This is a genomic window from Bradyrhizobium sp. T-1 (genome assembly GCF_053592855.1).
Window position 1 is genome coordinate 4,952,796 of sequence record NZ_CM132115.1, and the last position, 15,565, is coordinate 4,968,360.

At 60.8% G+C, this 15,565-nt stretch carries 22 protein-coding genes; 21 read left to right on the plus strand and 1 reads right to left on the minus strand.

The genetic code is table 11. The annotated features are described in order from the left end of the window. The first annotated feature begins 49 nt into the window (after positions 1-49). The 9 genes from ACWAT4_RS24065 to ACWAT4_RS24105 are packed head-to-tail and all read left to right on the plus strand — an operon-like array spanning position 50 to position 4,469. On the plus strand, positions 50-430 hold the full coding sequence (locus ACWAT4_RS24065; RefSeq protein ID WP_449728227.1) for a hypothetical protein: 381 nt from the start codon (positions 50-52) through the stop codon (positions 428-430). Between the two features lie 2 nt (positions 431-432). After that, positions 433-927 (plus strand): HK97 family phage prohead protease, encoded by a 495-nt coding sequence (locus ACWAT4_RS24070; RefSeq protein WP_449728228.1) that lies wholly within the window; start codon positions 433-435, stop codon positions 925-927. Between the two features lie 30 nt (positions 928-957). After that, positions 958-2,079, plus strand: a complete 1,122-nt coding sequence (locus tag ACWAT4_RS24075) for a phage major capsid protein (RefSeq protein WP_449728229.1) — start codon at positions 958-960, stop codon at positions 2,077-2,079. A gap of 11 nt (positions 2,080-2,090) precedes the next feature. After that, on the plus strand, positions 2,091-2,639 hold the full coding sequence (locus ACWAT4_RS24080) for a phage tail assembly chaperone (RefSeq protein ID WP_449728230.1): 549 nt from the start codon (positions 2,091-2,093) through the stop codon (positions 2,637-2,639). Continuing rightward, positions 2,639-2,983 carry an HNH endonuclease signature motif containing protein gene (locus tag ACWAT4_RS24085; RefSeq protein ID WP_449728231.1) on the plus strand — a complete coding sequence of 115 codons (345 nt, stop codon included), beginning with the start codon at positions 2,639-2,641 and terminating at the stop codon, positions 2,981-2,983. Before ACWAT4_RS24080 ends, ACWAT4_RS24085 begins: the two co-directional genes overlap by 1 nt. Continuing rightward, positions 2,980-3,429, plus strand: coding sequence for a hypothetical protein (locus ACWAT4_RS24090; protein WP_449728232.1), 450 nt, complete (start codon positions 2,980-2,982; stop codon positions 3,427-3,429). Before ACWAT4_RS24085 ends, ACWAT4_RS24090 begins: the two co-directional genes overlap by 4 nt. A 17-nt stretch (positions 3,430-3,446) precedes the next feature. Beyond that, the gene (locus tag ACWAT4_RS24095; RefSeq protein WP_449728233.1) at positions 3,447-3,731 is read left to right on the plus strand and encodes a head-tail connector protein; all 285 of its coding nucleotides are present in this window, start codon (positions 3,447-3,449) and stop codon (positions 3,729-3,731) included. A gap of 1 nt (position 3,732) precedes the next feature. Further along, positions 3,733-4,155, plus strand: coding sequence for a DUF3168 domain-containing protein (locus ACWAT4_RS24100; RefSeq protein ID WP_449728234.1), 423 nt, complete (start codon positions 3,733-3,735; stop codon positions 4,153-4,155). Beyond that, positions 4,152-4,469, plus strand: coding sequence for a phage head closure protein (locus tag ACWAT4_RS24105; RefSeq protein ID WP_449728235.1), 318 nt, complete (start codon positions 4,152-4,154; stop codon positions 4,467-4,469). Before ACWAT4_RS24100 ends, ACWAT4_RS24105 begins: the two co-directional genes overlap by 4 nt. Before the next feature lie 5 nt (positions 4,470-4,474). Here the strand turns inward: ACWAT4_RS24105 and ACWAT4_RS24110 are convergent, their stop codons facing one another. After that, on the minus strand, positions 4,475-5,143 hold the full coding sequence (locus tag ACWAT4_RS24110) for a hypothetical protein (RefSeq protein ID WP_449728236.1): 669 nt from the start codon (positions 5,141-5,143) through the stop codon (positions 4,475-4,477). A gap of 47 nt (positions 5,144-5,190) precedes the next feature. Here ACWAT4_RS24110 and ACWAT4_RS24115 point away from each other — a divergent pair, with 47 nt between their 5' ends. The 12 genes from ACWAT4_RS24115 (at position 5,191) to ACWAT4_RS24170 (ending at position 15,330) form a co-directional block, all read left to right on the plus strand. Next, on the plus strand, positions 5,191-5,568 hold the full coding sequence (locus tag ACWAT4_RS24115) for a P27 family phage terminase small subunit (RefSeq protein WP_449728237.1): 378 nt from the start codon (positions 5,191-5,193) through the stop codon (positions 5,566-5,568). Further along, on the plus strand, positions 5,543-7,168 hold the full coding sequence (locus ACWAT4_RS24120) for a terminase large subunit (protein ID WP_449728238.1): 1,626 nt from the start codon (positions 5,543-5,545) through the stop codon (positions 7,166-7,168). Before ACWAT4_RS24115 ends, ACWAT4_RS24120 begins: the two co-directional genes overlap by 26 nt. Next, a complete protein-coding gene (locus ACWAT4_RS24125; RefSeq protein ID WP_449728239.1) occupies positions 7,168-7,566 on the plus strand; it encodes an HK97-gp10 family putative phage morphogenesis protein in 399 nt (132 codons plus the stop codon). The genes ACWAT4_RS24120 and ACWAT4_RS24125 overlap by 1 nt, the downstream gene beginning before the upstream one ends. After that, the gene (locus ACWAT4_RS24130) at positions 7,559-7,891 is read left to right on the plus strand and encodes a gene transfer agent family protein (RefSeq protein ID WP_449728240.1); all 333 of its coding nucleotides are present in this window, start codon (positions 7,559-7,561) and stop codon (positions 7,889-7,891) included. Before ACWAT4_RS24125 ends, ACWAT4_RS24130 begins: the two co-directional genes overlap by 8 nt. Before the next feature lie 148 nt (positions 7,892-8,039). Then, positions 8,040-10,142 (plus strand): hypothetical protein, encoded by a 2,103-nt coding sequence (locus tag ACWAT4_RS24135; RefSeq protein WP_449728241.1) that lies wholly within the window; start codon positions 8,040-8,042, stop codon positions 10,140-10,142. 617 nt (positions 10,143-10,759) lie between these two features. Next, positions 10,760-12,274, plus strand: a complete 1,515-nt coding sequence (istA, locus tag ACWAT4_RS24140) for an IS21 family transposase (protein WP_433995304.1) — start codon at positions 10,760-10,762, stop codon at positions 12,272-12,274. Beyond that, positions 12,271-13,083, plus strand: a complete 813-nt coding sequence (istB, locus tag ACWAT4_RS24145; protein WP_208764263.1) for an IS21-like element helper ATPase IstB — start codon at positions 12,271-12,273, stop codon at positions 13,081-13,083. Before istA ends, istB begins: the two co-directional genes overlap by 4 nt. A gap of 298 nt (positions 13,084-13,381) precedes the next feature. Then, positions 13,382-13,723: a hypothetical protein gene (locus ACWAT4_RS24150; RefSeq protein ID WP_449728242.1), complete on the plus strand. Its 342-nt coding sequence runs from the start codon at positions 13,382-13,384 to the stop codon at positions 13,721-13,723. Next, positions 13,713-14,216, plus strand: a complete 504-nt coding sequence (locus ACWAT4_RS24155; RefSeq protein ID WP_449728243.1) for a hypothetical protein — start codon at positions 13,713-13,715, stop codon at positions 14,214-14,216. The genes ACWAT4_RS24150 and ACWAT4_RS24155 overlap by 11 nt, the downstream gene beginning before the upstream one ends. Before the next feature lie 147 nt (positions 14,217-14,363). Further along, positions 14,364-14,642 carry a hypothetical protein gene (locus ACWAT4_RS24160; protein ID WP_449728244.1) on the plus strand — a complete coding sequence of 93 codons (279 nt, stop codon included), beginning with the start codon at positions 14,364-14,366 and terminating at the stop codon, positions 14,640-14,642. Between the two features lie 164 nt (positions 14,643-14,806). Next, positions 14,807-15,091: a hypothetical protein gene (locus ACWAT4_RS24165; RefSeq protein WP_449728245.1), complete on the plus strand. Its 285-nt coding sequence runs from the start codon at positions 14,807-14,809 to the stop codon at positions 15,089-15,091. After that, complete coding sequence (locus ACWAT4_RS24170; protein ID WP_449728246.1) at positions 15,091-15,330, plus strand: hypothetical protein; 240 nt, start codon at positions 15,091-15,093, stop codon at positions 15,328-15,330. Before ACWAT4_RS24165 ends, ACWAT4_RS24170 begins: the two co-directional genes overlap by 1 nt. Positions 15,331-15,565 lie beyond the last annotated feature (235 nt).

Below are 15,565 nucleotides of genomic sequence, written 5' to 3' on the forward strand. Positions count from 1 at the left end.
TCCAAAAGGACGCCGCAGGCGACCGACCGGAAAAGATGGAGACTAGCAAGTGACGACCACGTTGGAAGACCTGAGAGATTTGCAGCGTCGCGATACCGGCACAATCATTTCGACGACGATTGCAAGCGGCCAAAGCCTTTCCGCTGCGATTGATCTCGGCGACCGGCTAATCTCGCATATCCAGATGCCTACGGGCTGGACTGCTGCGGTTATGACGTTTCAGGTCAGCTCGGATGGCCTGACTTATCAGGATTTCTGGAACGAAGACGCCGAGATCACACTTCAGGCAGCGGCCAATCGCGCAATCGGTGTAAGCCATCCCGGCTGGGCTCCCGTCAGATACCTGAAGATTCGCAGCGGGACGTCAGCGGCTCCGGTCGCTCAAGCGGCGGACCGCGCAATCAACATCTTCACTGGCTATCGGGCGTAATGATGGACCGCCTGGAGATCAAAGCAGCGCTCAGCGTCACCGACGCCGGAGAGATCGTCGGCACCGCTTGGCCGTTCGGATCGCCGGACAGCACTGGCGACATCATCACCAAGGGCGCGTTCAGCTTTGTCTCGAATGAGCTTCCGATTTTGTTTCAGCACAACCCGGCTGATCTGATCGGCACCTGGACCGATGCCGCGGAAACCGCGGACGGCCTGGTCGTCAAGGGCAAGCTCCACATGGATCAGCCGCGCGCTCGAACCGTGCTCGGCATGGTCAAGAGCGGCTTGGTTTCCGGCTTGTCGATCGGCTTCAAAACGAAGTCATCAACCCAACAGGGCCGCAATCGCGTGATTGCCGCGCTCGATCTTTACGAGATCAGCGTGGTTCGCAATCCGGCCCACCCCCGCGCGCGCATTACCAGCGCGAAGAATTACGACGCCGCACTCGCGGTGGCAGCAATCATTCGGCGCTTCGCTGCGGCGTCATCCAACTGAACCAGACCTAGAAAGGTGAACGTCACTACCATGAAGCATGTTTCTCCGCTTGAGCTGAAGGATACCGGCGACACGGATCCGGAGGCCATCGTCACGAAGGCACTCGGCGAGTTCAAAGGCTCGTTCGAAGATCGTATCAAGGCAATCGAGAACAAGTCGGCCGAACGGCTCGATCGTCTTGAAGCCAAGCTGAACCGGCAAGGCCATGGCACCGGCGCCGACGATCTCGAAAAGAAATCTTTCGAGACGTTCCTTCGCCACGGCCCGGACAGCCTCAGCGACATCGAGAAGAAGTCACTCACGGCAGCCGGCAACACTGTGCTCACCCCGCCGGAATTCGGCGCGGAGGTGTTGAAGCTTCTGCGCCAGTTCTCGCCAATCCGCCAGTATGCGCGCGTCGTGACGGTCGGCTCGGCACAGGTGCAGTATCCGACTCGCACCGGCTCCACGGCTGCGACCTGGGTTGCCGATACCGCCGACCGCACCGAGAGCGACCCGTCTTATGCCGGGGTGACGATCACGCCCTATGAAGCGGCCACATTTACACCGGTCTCCAATCAACTGCTCGAAGACAACGCCTACAATCTCGAAGGCGAGCTTGCCTCCGATACAGCAGAATCATTTGCTTTCGCCGAAGGCTCCGCCTTCGTGAAGGGCAACGGCACCACTCAGCCGACCGGCCTGATGACCGCAAGCGGCATCGCCCAGGTCATCACTGGCGCCGCTGCAAACTTCCCCACCTCGACCCCGGCAGACGTTCTGATCGGCATGTTCCACGCTATCCCGACCCTCTGGGCACAGCGAGGCGTGTGGCTCATGAACCGCAACACCATCTCGGCCATCCGCCAGTTCAAGGATGGCATGGGCCGCTATCTCCTGATCGACGATCTCAACAACGGCGCGGCGCCGACCCTACTCGGTCGCCCGATCGTTGAGGCAATCGACATGGATGATATCGGCGCGAACAAGCTCCCTATCCTGTTCGGCGACTTGTCCGGTTATCGCATCGTTGACCGCATCTCGTTCCAGGTGCTTCGCGATCCCTACACCTTGGCGACCAAAGGCCAGACCGTGTTCCACTCGCGCAAGCGCGTGGGCGGCTCGATCACCAACCCTGACCGGTTCGTGAAGCTCAAAGTCTCCGCGAGCTAAGGGACACCACTATGCGGCTCGCAGCGAACAGTTTCCGTCTTCAGCTGGGGAGCAAGGTCTACGCCTTGCGTCCCACGCTGCGGGCCGCATTCCACCTACATCACAAGCACGGCTTCCCGGAACTATACCGAGCCATCCTTGACGGCAGCTACACGGCTAGCATGGACCTGATTGCGGCGACCAGCGAAGTGATGCCGGCCGCATCGATCAGCACCATCCTGGGCGCGCGCGAACAGCTTCTCGAATTCGTCCTGATCTTGAGTGGCGCGAACGCGAATAACGACAAACCGCAGTCGGGCGAGTTCATCTCGTTCGAGGAATACATCGCTGACCTATACAAGGTCGGCGCCGGCCATTTGGGCTGGAGGCCGGACGTTGTGTGGAACGCCACGCCAGCCGAAATCCTCGCCGCGCGAGATGGCCGTATGGACCTGCTCAAGGATATCCTCACGGCTGTTTTCGGCAGCAAAGAACAGTCGGACGACGCTTCCGACGTAACCAACATCAAGGCCGACCTCAACGCCATCGGCGATCTCACGAACCATGTGAGGGCGCGCTGATGGCCTGGAAACCTCGCCGCGTATGTCGCTGCGGCAAGATCATCGCGGCAACCGATCTCTGTGAATGCCAGATCAAGCGCAAGGCTGAGACCGATCGTCTGCGGCCAAATGCGAACGATCGTGGCTATGACAACAAGTGGAAGCTGGCTCGCCGCGCTTTCCTCGACAAGCACCCGGATTGCGTCATGTGCGGCAAGCCTGCGGTCGTGGTCGATCACAAGACGCCCCATCGCGGCGATCGCGTCTTGTTCTGGGACAAGACGAACTGGCAGGCGCTCTGCACCCATCATCACAACAGCACCAAGCAGAGCTTGGAACGCAACGACGACAGGACTCCTCAATGACCGCGCGCCGCACCCTAACTTACAACGGCCTCACGCTCTCTCATGACGAATGGGCGGAACGCTACAGCATAAACAAGCGCAATTTGCGATGGCGCTTAGACGCCGGCTGGCCCGCTGAACAAGCCCTAACTGCGCAGCGAAGCAAGCGAGGCCAACGGTGCAGCGTGACGCGCACACCGACCTTGGCGGAACAGCTTCCTGCCCTGCGCGACTGGCAGCGCGACATGCACGCTGCGCACCGACAGATGACGCGCTCTGTGCGGTCGTTTGTTCGCCAGATGGAAGAGCAGATGGCTGAGCTTCGCTACGGCCTCGACCAGCATCTCGCGGCACAGCTCGCGGAAGCCGAACGCAACATCCTCGCGTCACACACCCCGGGGGAGGCCTCAACGGACAAAAATCGCGCGCCCGACCGGTCCATTCCCGCCGTGCAAGAGACGCTCTAATTGGAGATTTTTTGACCATGCCCGGTGTCACACTCGACCAGGCCAAAGCCCATTTGAACGTCACGATCGACCTGGATGACGCGCTCATTGCCGACAAACTCGCAGCCGCCAAGGACTGGATCAGCTCCTATACCGGCTCAGATCCCGACGGCGGCAATCTGCCGGCGCTGAACGAGGCTGTGCTGCAACTTACGGCGCACCTTTACGCCAACCGCGAGGTATCCCTTGTTGGTGTCAGCGCTAGCGAGCTGCCGTTCGGCTTCCTCGATTTGTTGACGCCTTACCGCGCGTTTGCCTTCTAAAATGAGCATTTCTGACCCCTCTTTGGCCCTCCAGAAGGCCATCCGATCGCGCCTAATCGCCAGTCCCGAACTGATGGCGCTGGTCCAGGCCGACCATGTGATGGACGCCAACGGCCGGCCGGAGATCATGCCGGCCATCTACGTTGGCGAAGGGCAGACCGTATACCGGCGATGGGATGCGACGTCCTACGCCACGCTGCACGTCTGGTTCCAAGAGCCCGGCTTAGTGCAGTGCAAGGAAGCGGTGTCGGCTATCGTCGCGGCGCTGCGGATCGACGCCCAGGCGGATGGCGTGCTGCCGATCGACGGCTTCACCGTCCACGACATGCAGGCCACCCAAACGCGGTATCTCCGCGATCCTCATGGCTCCTACAGCCACGGCATTGTCTCGGTTGCGGCGTTCGTCCAAGCGAGGGTAGCATGAGGGCCGGCAACCTCGACCGCGTCATTGAGCTTCAGCGCCGCACCACCGGCCTGGACCTCTACGGGACGCCTATAGAGGCTTGGACCACGTTCGCCACCATGCGCGCCCAGCTCCTGAAGAACGCCACCAACGACCGGGAGGGCGAGCGCGGCCACACTACCGACGCAACGCGGACTTTCCGCATGTATCACTTCGCCAGCCTCAGCCTCAATGACCGGCTGCTCTATGAGGGGCAGCAATACGAGATCACCGGCATTACCGAGATCGGCCGGCGCATCGGGACGGACGTAGCTTGTCTGCGGGTCGGTTCATGATTTCTCTATTCATCGTCGAAGTCATTCGGCCCCGGTTCGCCGTGAATTTTGATCATCCTCTCAGACTCGTCCATTTCGGGCGCAAGTTCTCGAACGAGAGGCTTCAAGTCCTCCACCACGACCGCAGCGGAATGCCATATATCATCCATCAATTTTCCGGCCTCCTCGATTATCCAAGGCGTTTTGGAGACATCGGAACTCGGACTTACTGTCTTATCGCCAAGGTCCTTCTTAATGGCAGCAAGTCTCCGCAGCGAATTCCTTACGTTACGAATCTCGGCGATAAGATGCCTTGGAAATATATCGAGCAATGCCCACGCTTCCTCCAATTCAGGCGGCTCCTCCAAATCAAAATCGGACGCGCGGAAAACCCAGTCCGGAAACCCCGGAGCGAAGGTAAACTTGACCCCGCGAGATCGAGCTTTTTCGATAAGCTGACCAAACGCAAAGTCGAGCTTCAGATAGAGCGCCAGCTTACGGCGCATGTCGTCGCGTTCCACGATGGCCCGATCGTGCTGAACTTTTGCAATCGCTCCTCGGTAGGCAAGCGCAGCACCCCCAAACGCAATCAGCGCAGCCGCCAGCGTTTGCCATTTGCTCAGATCCGAGGCGATCATTCCGATAAGGATAATGCCAACGAGCGTCGCTATGCCCGGCCATTCAGGAGTTTTCATTCTGCAAATTTGCCGCGATCGCTGATTTTTGTCGAGAGGGTTGCGGCGTGAAGGGCCGAAAACCACAGCTTGCCGCCGACGCCAACGCGCTCGATGCCACGACCAAGCCGCCGTCCTGGTTGAGCAAGCACGCCAAGGCCGAATGGCGCCGCGTGATGCCGGAGATGGCGAAGCGCCGTATCCTGACTATCGCCGACCTGGGCTCGCTGGAAAGCTATTGCGTTGCTATGGGCCGGGTTCGCCAGTTGGAAGCGCTGCTGCGCAACGAGATCGACCTGAAGCTGTTCCGGGCTCAGGATAAGAGCATGGTGACGGCGCGCCAACTCGCGGCCGAACTCGGTTTGACGCCGGTTTCGCGCTCGCGGCCGGCTGTCCGCGACAACGACGACGAGGACGATGATGAAAACCCGTTCAACATCGTCTGACACTTATCCGCACTGGATTTTCGACGACTCGCCCATTCCCGACCCATTCGGCCATGGTGAGCGCGCGGTGCGCTTCCTTAGGTCGTTGAAGCATCCCAAATCGACGCTGCCCAAGAAGCGATTTCAGCTTGATTCCTGGCAAGAGCGTATCGTGCGCGCGATCTATGGACCTCGCGACGACGCCGGCAACCGCATTGTGAGCTACGTAGTAATTCTGGTCCCTCGCGGCAATCGCAAGACCAGTCTATCCGCGGCCTTGGCGCTGCTTCACACCATCGGTCCTGAGCGCGTGCCCGGCGGCGAAGTAATCTTTGCGGCGTCCGATCGCGGTCAGGCCGGCATCGCGTTCAAGGAAGCGCGCGGCATTGTCCAGGCTGATCCCAAGCATCTGGTCCCGGTTACGAAGGTCTATGACGCGCACAACAGCGCCAAAAAGATCGCCTATCCCCGCGACGGGACCGAGCTTGAAGTCATTTCGGCAGATGCACCGAGCAAGGAAGGCCGCACGCCTTCATTCGTGCTCGCCGATGAATTGCACGTCTGGCGCGGCGATGGGCTTTGGACGGTCCTGACGAATGGCCTGGACAAGATCGACAACAGCTTGCTCGTGGTCGCGACAACGGCCGGCCGCGGCGACGACACCAAGGCCTGGGAAGTGATCGAACGCGCCCGCAAGATCGCGCGCGGCGAGATCGTTGACCCGACTTGGCTTCCGGTCCTCTTTGAAGCGCCGGCCGATTGCGACTATGCCGACGAAGAGCTTTGGAAGAGAGTTAACCCGGGCAGCGCCCATGGCTATCCGTCGATTGCTGGCTTTCGCAAGCATGTGGCACGGGCGAAGGACAGCCCGACCGAGCGCGCACGGCTGCTCCAATACAAGCTAAACGTCTGGCAGGCACATTCGACCAGCCCATTCGTCGATATGGCGACCTATGACCTCGGCGCCGCGCCGATCGATTATGAGACCTTGCGCGGCGAGCCCTGCTGGGTTGGCGTCGATATGTCCAAGACGACGGACCTTTCCTCCGTGGTCGCCTGCTTCAGGGATGCCGACCACTATACAGTGCTTCCGCACTTTTTCAGCCCTGAGGCCGACATTCTCCGGCGCGGCGACGTTGATGGCGTGAACTATGAGCAGTGGTCGCGCGATGGTTTCCTGACCGCGACGCCTGGGAACGTGATCGATAACGCTGCGGTCACCGACTACATCAGGTCCCTTGCCAAGCGCTTCCGAGTCCAGGAAGTGGCCTTTGACGTGACATATGCACAAGCCGTGATCGCGCCGCTGCAAGAGGAAGGCTTTCCCGTCGTCACCGTCCGGCAGGGCTGGGCTACACAGTCCCCGGCGCTCAACGTGCTGGAGGCCGCGATCATCGCCAGCAAATTCCACCACGGCGCTCATCCGATCTTGCGCTGGAACTTCTCCAACGTCGCCATTCACACCGACGTCAATTCGAACCGGACCATTCACAAGACCAAGTCGACTGATCGGGTCGACGGGGTCTCGGCAACCTGGATGGCCGTCTCACGCGCAGCAGCCGGCGAAGGCGGTTCGTTTCTCGACAACCCTGAAATCACAGCGGACATGTTGGTGCTCTGATGGCCGACGATCTCGAAGCCTATATTCAATCGCTGCCAGACAAGCTCACCGAACGCCTATCGGACGTGATCCACGAGCAAGCCGAACGCCTGTCCCAAGCTCAGCGCGAAGCGTTGCGGGCGCTTGAGCAATCGCCCGATGAAACGGGCCGCCTTGAGGAATCGTGCGTTGTGGTGCCCGGCGCCAATGAGCTGGAATACATCGTCCAAGCGGGCGGCGAGCTGACCACCAAGGAAGTTCGCGAGGGTAGCGGCGTCCAATACGATTACGCGCTCGGTTTCGAATTCGGGACCAGCCGCCAGCCGGCGCGGCCCTTCTTTTACAACACCTATGAAGCCATGCGCGACGACATGCAGCAGGCAATCAACGATTCAGTTAGTGAGGTTCTAAATGACTGACACGACCGGCCGCGAAATCACCTGGGCGGGCGGCACCCATACCTTTGACTTGGGGCATCCCTGGGTCCGCCGCGTCATCTCTTGGCGCGGCATCAACGGCCACGCGCCGGCGGCTTTGCTCGCGAATTTTGGCGCCGACAGCTACAGCCCGGAAGATGTAGCGCGCGTCATCGAACTAGGGCTGATCGGCGGCGGCATGCCAGAGCGCGATGTTGAAGCGCTGCTTGACGCCCACGTGCGTGGTAAGCCGCTGGCTACCAGCGTTGCCCTTGCCAGCACCGTGCTGGCGACGTTGCTTGTGGGGGCCGAAAATGCCGGCGCCTAGTCTCTCGATCCCGATCAAGCTCAACCTTGACCAGTTGAAGGAACAACTCCGGCAAACGTCGTCGCTCACCGGCACCGCTACGCGTCAAATTGCCCGGCAATTTCTCGAAATGAACAAGGATCTCGCAAAGGACGCGATCTTTGCGACCATGGCGCGCGGTGCCGTTGAACTCGCCGGCAAGGTCGCCCTTGCGGTTGGTGCCTACAAGCTCATGACAGCCGCGATCAGCGGCGCGCGTGAGCAGATGGCCCAAATGGTGGAGATTGCCGACAAGGCTCAGAACCTTGGCGTTAGTCCGGCCTTCCTCCAGGCCTTCACGTCCGAAGCGCGCAAGCTCAAGGTTGAGGCCGGCGAGCTCGAATCCGCTTTAGACCATGCATTCCAGGCGACCAAGGACAAGTCCCCGATCGACATCGGCGAGTGGAGCGTCGGCGAAGAGAAGATCACGGACGTTGAGAAAACGCTTCGCGTCCTGAACGAGACGTTGGCCAAGACCGCCGGCCAACAGCTCCAGGGCCTGGTTCTCTTCCGAGACGCTCAAACCCAAGAGGACAAGATCAGGGCTGTGCTCGCAGCCATGATCCAGCTCGACAGCATCGGCCAACATGCCGCCAGCCTGGATCTTGGCGAGAAGATGTTCGGCGCTCAGATCATCGATCGCATGCGGCAGGGCAAAACGTCCGCTGAAAGCATGCTGGCGACGATCAGGGAAGCCAGCGCCAATTCGGATGGCATTTTCAGCAACGCCCTGGTTGAACGCGCGAAGGAAGTCGACGACCAGCTAAAGCTCGCCCATCAGCGTCTCTCGACCGCGCTCAAGCCGTCCTGGGATGACCTCGCCAGCGTCATGATGGACATCAAGGGCGCGTGGGCGGACGTCATCGGCTACATCGCCAAGGCGGTGGAGCTTTCTAACAAGCTTCCGCGCATCCCCGGCATGCCTGCCAGCTCCACCGACCTGGACGCCAAGCGCGACGCGCTCGCCCAGGTCAACGCCCGCTTGAATGGGACCGGTGGCGGGCTGTTCGGCAGCGTCAACCTTCCGCCGCTGTCCATCCCCGGGCTCGGTCAGGTTTACGCCGGCACCACAGCAGAACTGGAGGCCCACCGCGATCGGCTGCAAAAGGAGATCGCTGCCCTCACGGCAAACGGCGAACAGTATGGTCCGCCCGCACCCGGCCAGACGCGCGGCGCCGGCCCTGCGCCAACCAAGATCAGCACCGGCAGCGGTGTGGACAAACTCGACACGGCCGCCGACAGCATTGAGAAGCGCACGGCGGCCTTGCAGGCGGAAGCGGCTGGGCTGGATTTGACCACGGCCGCACGGGAGCGCGCCAAGGTGGCCGCACAGCTTGAGACCGTCGCCATGCAGGCCAACGCCGCCGCTGGCAAGGGCGAAGGGGTTGTGACCGCAGAGCAGCGCCAACGCATCCAGGAAGTCACGGAGGCCTACGCCAACGCCACCGAGGCCATCGAGAAGGCCACCGTTGCCCAGTCGATCCGGCGCGGCCGGCAGACCTCACTTCTCGATCCCCAGGACGTGCAGATCGCCGAACAGCTCAAAGGGCTCTATCCCGACGTTGCAACGGCACTCAATAGCGTTGAGGCGTCGGCCATGCGGACCAATGAGGCCATGCGTTCGATCGGCAGCACCATGAGTAGCAGCCTTACCAGCGGCCTCGCGGACATCCTGGACGGCACCAAAAGCGTGTCGGCGGGCTTTGCCGATATGTCCAGGGCGGTCGTCCGCGCCCTGGAAGAGGCAATGATCAAGATGCTGATCGTGCAGCCGATCATGCGCTCTATGAGCGGCATGTTGGGGTTCAGCGACGGTGGCCTGGTCGGCAGCTCCCCTACCCTCGCCAAGGCTGACGGCGGCTACATCAGTGGACCAGGGACCGGCACCTCCGACAGCATCCCGGCACGGCTCAGCAATGGCGAATTCGTGGTGCGCGCGTCCGCGGTCCAGAAGCACCGCGCCGTGCTCGAGGCGATCAATTCCGACCGCATTCCCCGGTTTGCCGATGGCGGGCTGGTCGGCGGCGGCGCGCCGGCTGCGCCTATGATCAATGCCGGCCATGTAATTGCGCCCCAGATTGCCGTCACGGTCCAGGGCTCGCCCGGGCAGTCCTCGCAGGATCATGAGCGTATGGGTAAGACGGTCGCGGAAGCGGCACAGCACCATATCCGGACGCTGATCGGGCAAGAGCTTCGAATGCAGATGCGACCGGGCGGCGTTCTCAGGCGATAAATTGCCAGCAATCCTGATCGCCGACGCTATAGACCCCAATTGAACCCAAAGATGCGAAAGCCACCGCCCGGCGAGACGGTGGCTTTCTGGAGGACCCAAACGTGCCGTTGCTGAAGAGAACGTCTGAGCAAGATCAGTATAGCGCCGCGAGCGCACTTCCCCAGGACAATCATCCGGGCGGGTCTCAAAAGCGGTCGAAAAAAGTCCCCCAGCGGGTCCGCAAGTCCGCCCTGAAAGACCGCAAAACCCTCGAAAAAATCGCTGCTTTCCGCGTTCCGGCGCATTTGTTGGCCGGAGAGACTTCAGTTGCACACCCCACACCCCCAATCACTAACGCTACAACACACCCTCTCAATAGCTCTGTAACACCCTCCAACGACAACATACCCGTCTGGGCTCTTACCGGTGACGTAGTCAAAGCTGTCGCGCGGCGATCAGGATGGAAGGCAGCGTCAATCAAGGTGAGAGAGTTTCGCTGGGCTCGTGACGTAGGGAGGGCGTAGCCCGACCGGAGTTACGAGCCCAGCGTCGGCGCGATCCGAGGAGGACCGCGCCGACTGGTGATCGCGGCCGGCGGGGTTATGCAAGTGGTTCTTCCGCCAAGAGGAATCACTCGCGTGCCCGGCCGACACATCACAGATCACCAGATGAGGCTCTACATGAAGTACCGTCAGACCGATAGCCCGCCAGTGGCGGCGGCCAAGGCGTCATTCAGTGCGTCGACCGCCTATCGGATCGAGAGAGACCCCCGATTTCCATCGCAAAGGAAGGCGCCCCGCGGCCGGCGACGGCCGGACCCGTTGAGCGACGTGTTCGAGACCGAGATCGTCCCGATCCTGAAGGCGGCACCTGGCTTACGCCCGGTGGCGGTGTTCGAGGAGATGCTGCGGCGTCATCCGGATCTCGGCAGCGGTATCCGTCGTACCCTGGAACGTCGGATCCGTGCCTGGCGGGCGATCCACGGCGAGGAGCAGGAGGTGATCTTCCGCCAAACCCACGAGCCTGGCCAACTCGGCCTCTCCGACTTCACAGACATGGACGAATTGGGTGTTACGATTGCGGGTGCACCGTTGGATCATCGTCTCTATCACTTCCGTTTGGCCTATTGCGGATTCGAGCACGCCCACGTCGTGCTTGGCGGCGAGAGCTTCGTTGCCTTGGCCGAAGGCCTGCAGAATGCCCTCTGGTCGCTCGGTGGGGCGCCGCGGGAGCATCGGACCGACAGTCTGTCGGCCGCATTCTGCAATCTCGATCGTGATGCACGGGACGATCTGACGCAGCGATACGAGGCCCTTTGTGCCCATTACGGCATGCGGCCTTCCCGCAACAATCGAGGCGTTGCTCACGAGAATGGTTCGATCGAAGGGCCCCACGGTCATCTCAAGCGAGCAATCGCGGACGCCTTGCTGCTGCGCGGAACTGTCGACTTCGACGATCTTGCCACCTATCGCGGCTTCATCGACGAGATCGTCAGCCGCCGCAATGCCCGCAACGCCAAGCGGATCGATGGCGAGCGCGTGGTATTGCAGGAGCTGCCCGATCGGCGCACCTCGGACTACGAAGAGGTGATCGTCCGCGTGACGTCCTCGGGCGGCTTCACCCTGCGCAAGGTGTTCTACACGGTGCCATCGCGCCTGATCGGTCACCGGCTGCGGGTGCGCCTTTACGATGATCGTCTCGACGTGTTCGTCGGCGGCACCCATCTCGTCACCCTGCCGCGTGGGCGGCCGCATCCCAATGGCAAGTACGACCAGGTCGTCGATTATCGGCACGTGATCCATTCCCTGCGGCGCAAGCCGATGGCGCTTCTCAATCTGGTCTACCGAGATCGGCTGTTCCCGCGCGATGCCTATCGAAAGACCTTCGATCGCTTGCGCGAACGCTTGCCGGACAAAAAAGCCTGCCGGATCATGGTCGATCTCCTCGCGCTCGCTCATGAACGCGGCTGCGAGACCGAACTCGCCGATCAGCTCACCGCCGACCTTGAGGCCGGCCAACTGCCCGACCTCAACCGGCTACGTGCTCACTTCGCCCCCGATCCCGCCAACCTGCCGAACGTCGTGGTGCAGCTCGTGCCGCTTGCGACCTACGAATGCCTCATCGGTACCGCCGAGACCGGAGGTGCCGCATGAGCGTAACGAACACGGTTGATGCCGCGCGCCTCAATCTGTTGCTCAATGAGCTCCGGCTGCCTGCCATCAAGGTGCTGTGGGCGCAATTTGCCGAACAGTCCGACAAGGAAGGCTGGCCGGCCGGCCGCTTCCTCGCGACCATCGCCGAGCACGAGATCGCCGAACGCGGCCGCCGTCGGATCGAACGGCACCTTGTCGAAGCACGTTTGCCCGCCGGAAAGACCTTCGACAGCTTCGACTTCGAAGCCGTGCCGATGATCTCGAAGGCGCAGGTGATGGCGCTCGCCGCTGGTGACAGCTGGCTGGGCAAGGGCGCCAATTTGCTGTTGTTCGGCCCGCCCGGCGGCGGAAAGAGCCACTTGGCGGCAGCGATTGGCCTGGCCCTCATCGAGAACGGATGGCGCGTCCTCTTCACCCGGACCACCGATCTCGTGCAGAAGCTCCAGCTGGCGCGACGCGAGCTCAACCTCGAGGCGGCCATCAATCGTCTCGATCGCTTCGATCTCCTGATCCTTGATGATCTCGCTTACGTCACAAAGGATCAGGCCGAGACCAGCGTGCTGTTCGAGCTCATCAGTGCACGCTACGAGCGCCGCTCGATGCTGATCACCGCCAATCAGCCATTCGGCGAATGGAATAGGGTCTTCCCGGATCCCGCCATGACCCTCGCCGCTATCGATCGCCTCGTTCACCACGCCACCATCGTCGAGATGAACGTCGAGAGCTATCGCAGACGAACCGCCCTCGAACGAAAACGCGGTCCAGGACGGCCGCCATCGCACGCGACACCTAAAACCGTCGCTGATTGACGCTGCGCGACAATCAGAGTTCAACAAAACTCTTGCGCGCGACAATCATCGCGGCAATCATCATCAGGCCGCGACACTGCCTCGCCATCCTAATTGCCGCGCACTTCCTACCCAGATTGCCGCGCTACACAAAGCCGTAGCCGCGACAGCGGCCCTCCAGATCGCAGACAGGCCCGCCTATGCGTTCACCTTCAATTTGACTGCGAAGGCGCGGGAGAAGGCCCTGACTCATCCACGGAGCTTCCTAGAGTCACTGAAGCGAGCCTTCGACAAGCAACTGTCCCGGGCTGGCGTTCGCTTGCCTTACTGGTTCTGCATCGATCGCGATTGGGATGGCCGGCTGCACATTCACGGCGCCTTTGGTGCCGTCGCCGAGAACGAGGTTCTGAAAGAGGCCATGCGCCGGGCTTGGGGCGAGGCACCGGAGCGTGGTCGCCAGTTTCAAATTGACATCAGGCCACTACGCGATGACGGTTGGGCCACCTATGCCCTTCGCATGCCCAACCAGCGGCGGGTCTCGAAGCTCATCGGCCAGACCTACACCGTTACGCGCCAGCTGCAACAGGACGCGGAATGGACCTACACTGAGATTCGGAGGATAATGAAGATCGGCAGGGCGGGGACATCGGATGTTGACTAATCGGGAGCGCACACAAGCCCTTGGCGAGTGGGGCGAACGTAGAGCCTTCATACTGCTTGAGCGGGCCGGCTTTGTGAACGTTCGCAATATCAACGCTCCCGCTCTTAATCACCCCTTTGCAGACCTCTACGCTGAGCGCCGGAGCACCAGGTATTTGGTTGGGGTTAAAACCCGCAATAAGTTTCAAGTGAGCGGAATGCTCAATCCAACATACAACGTGAAGAAAAGAGGAGCTGACGTCGCGGCCATCGCTGCGCGATATGAGGCCGAGCTTGCATGGGTCGCACTACAAGTCGTCCCGGAGCTCCAAATCTTTTGGGGCTATTTCGGAACAATCAAACAAATTGAGGACAAGGGCGAGCGTTTCTCCATTCCAATGCGCGCCTCGGACACGTCTCGATATGAATGCCTAGCCGACAAGGAGCGCGACGGCAAACTTCTGGCGCAATGGTCAAATGGCGGGTTCACGCGAAGCCGCGAAAGACCGTTGTAAGCAATGACTGATCAAAAGATTTAACTTCGGCCCTTGACACACTGCCTAATGCTGATCGCGCCTGGTCAGTAGTCGCTTACACCCGCGCTCGGTGACCTTGCCGGCGACTCGCAAATCGCGCATGTCGAATCCCGTGCATCACCAACCATGGGGCTGACCTTGACTGCATCTGGGAATTTCATTCCGACATCTGCCTACAATGACATTGTCGCCGGCATCGCTGGCATCGCCCCCCGTAATCCTTTCTCGGAAGGGAGTGAGCCCGCCCGGCTGTGGGCGGAGAACGAAGTAAAGATCGTGCTCGGCGAGATCGGCGACATCTGGCCGCTGGAGATTCGCGGCGACCTGATCATTGACGCACTGGAGCATGCGGAGCGCCAGCAGAACGTGGCGAACTGTGCCAGTTTTGCAACATCAGCGCGCTAGCGCCGGAGCGCGCTATCAATCTGCAATCACTTAATAAATCGCCGACGCTCGCCACGTTTAGGTCTGCGAGCCGGCTAGCCAGCGGAACCGATTCTGCCACGCGCAATCCTATTTTTTGTGCGCTAGTTGAATGGCCCTCCGCAACCAAGAAAGAGAGGGTATCGATGACCAACGACGATAGTTTCACGTGTATGCATGACGTGCTCGATGCTTTGGAAGCCGCGATCGCAGCTTCCAAAGCAGATAAGCGCACCGCTCTTGCCAAGACGATCGATGGCTATGCCGAAAGCTTCCCAGAAGACTTTCATTGGGCCATGGGCGCGCAATCCCCTTCGTTGTTGCAGCACCTTGTGATGGTAATCGACTGGTCTTGTCGGCACGACGCTGAGGCTAAACCGCGCCCGGGGGCAATACGGCTCGTAGATCGCACGCCGCAGGGCAACGCCTGATGGTAGCCGCCAAACTTTTTCAAATGAGCCGGAAAGGCGAACTCGTTGCACTTGGCAAGTTTACTATGACCATTGATGATAGGGTCGTCGACAAGGGTAAGTCTGCACAGGTCTGCGCTGATAGATTCATCGCCGAAGAAAAGCTGGACGAAACGCTTTGGCTCAAGCTGATTTGTGAAGATGAGACAGATGAGACGCGGCGTTGGGATCCAACAGAGAGAGTGTGGATCATCTCCTAAAAGCAAACAGGGCGCGGGATCACACCGCGCCCTTTCGCTTTCGGGTGTCGATGCGATAGCCAATCCAAGAGCCCGCCGCGGCGATTAGTATGGCCGTCCCCAGCGCCGGAATTCCGATCGCACTACCGCGTGCAGCGATCCCGACTCCACCAAATAGAAAACCCAGGACTGCACCAACTACGCCACCGAATATCGTCCAAAAAGCAGATCGTCCAATCTTCATCATCGAGCCAGC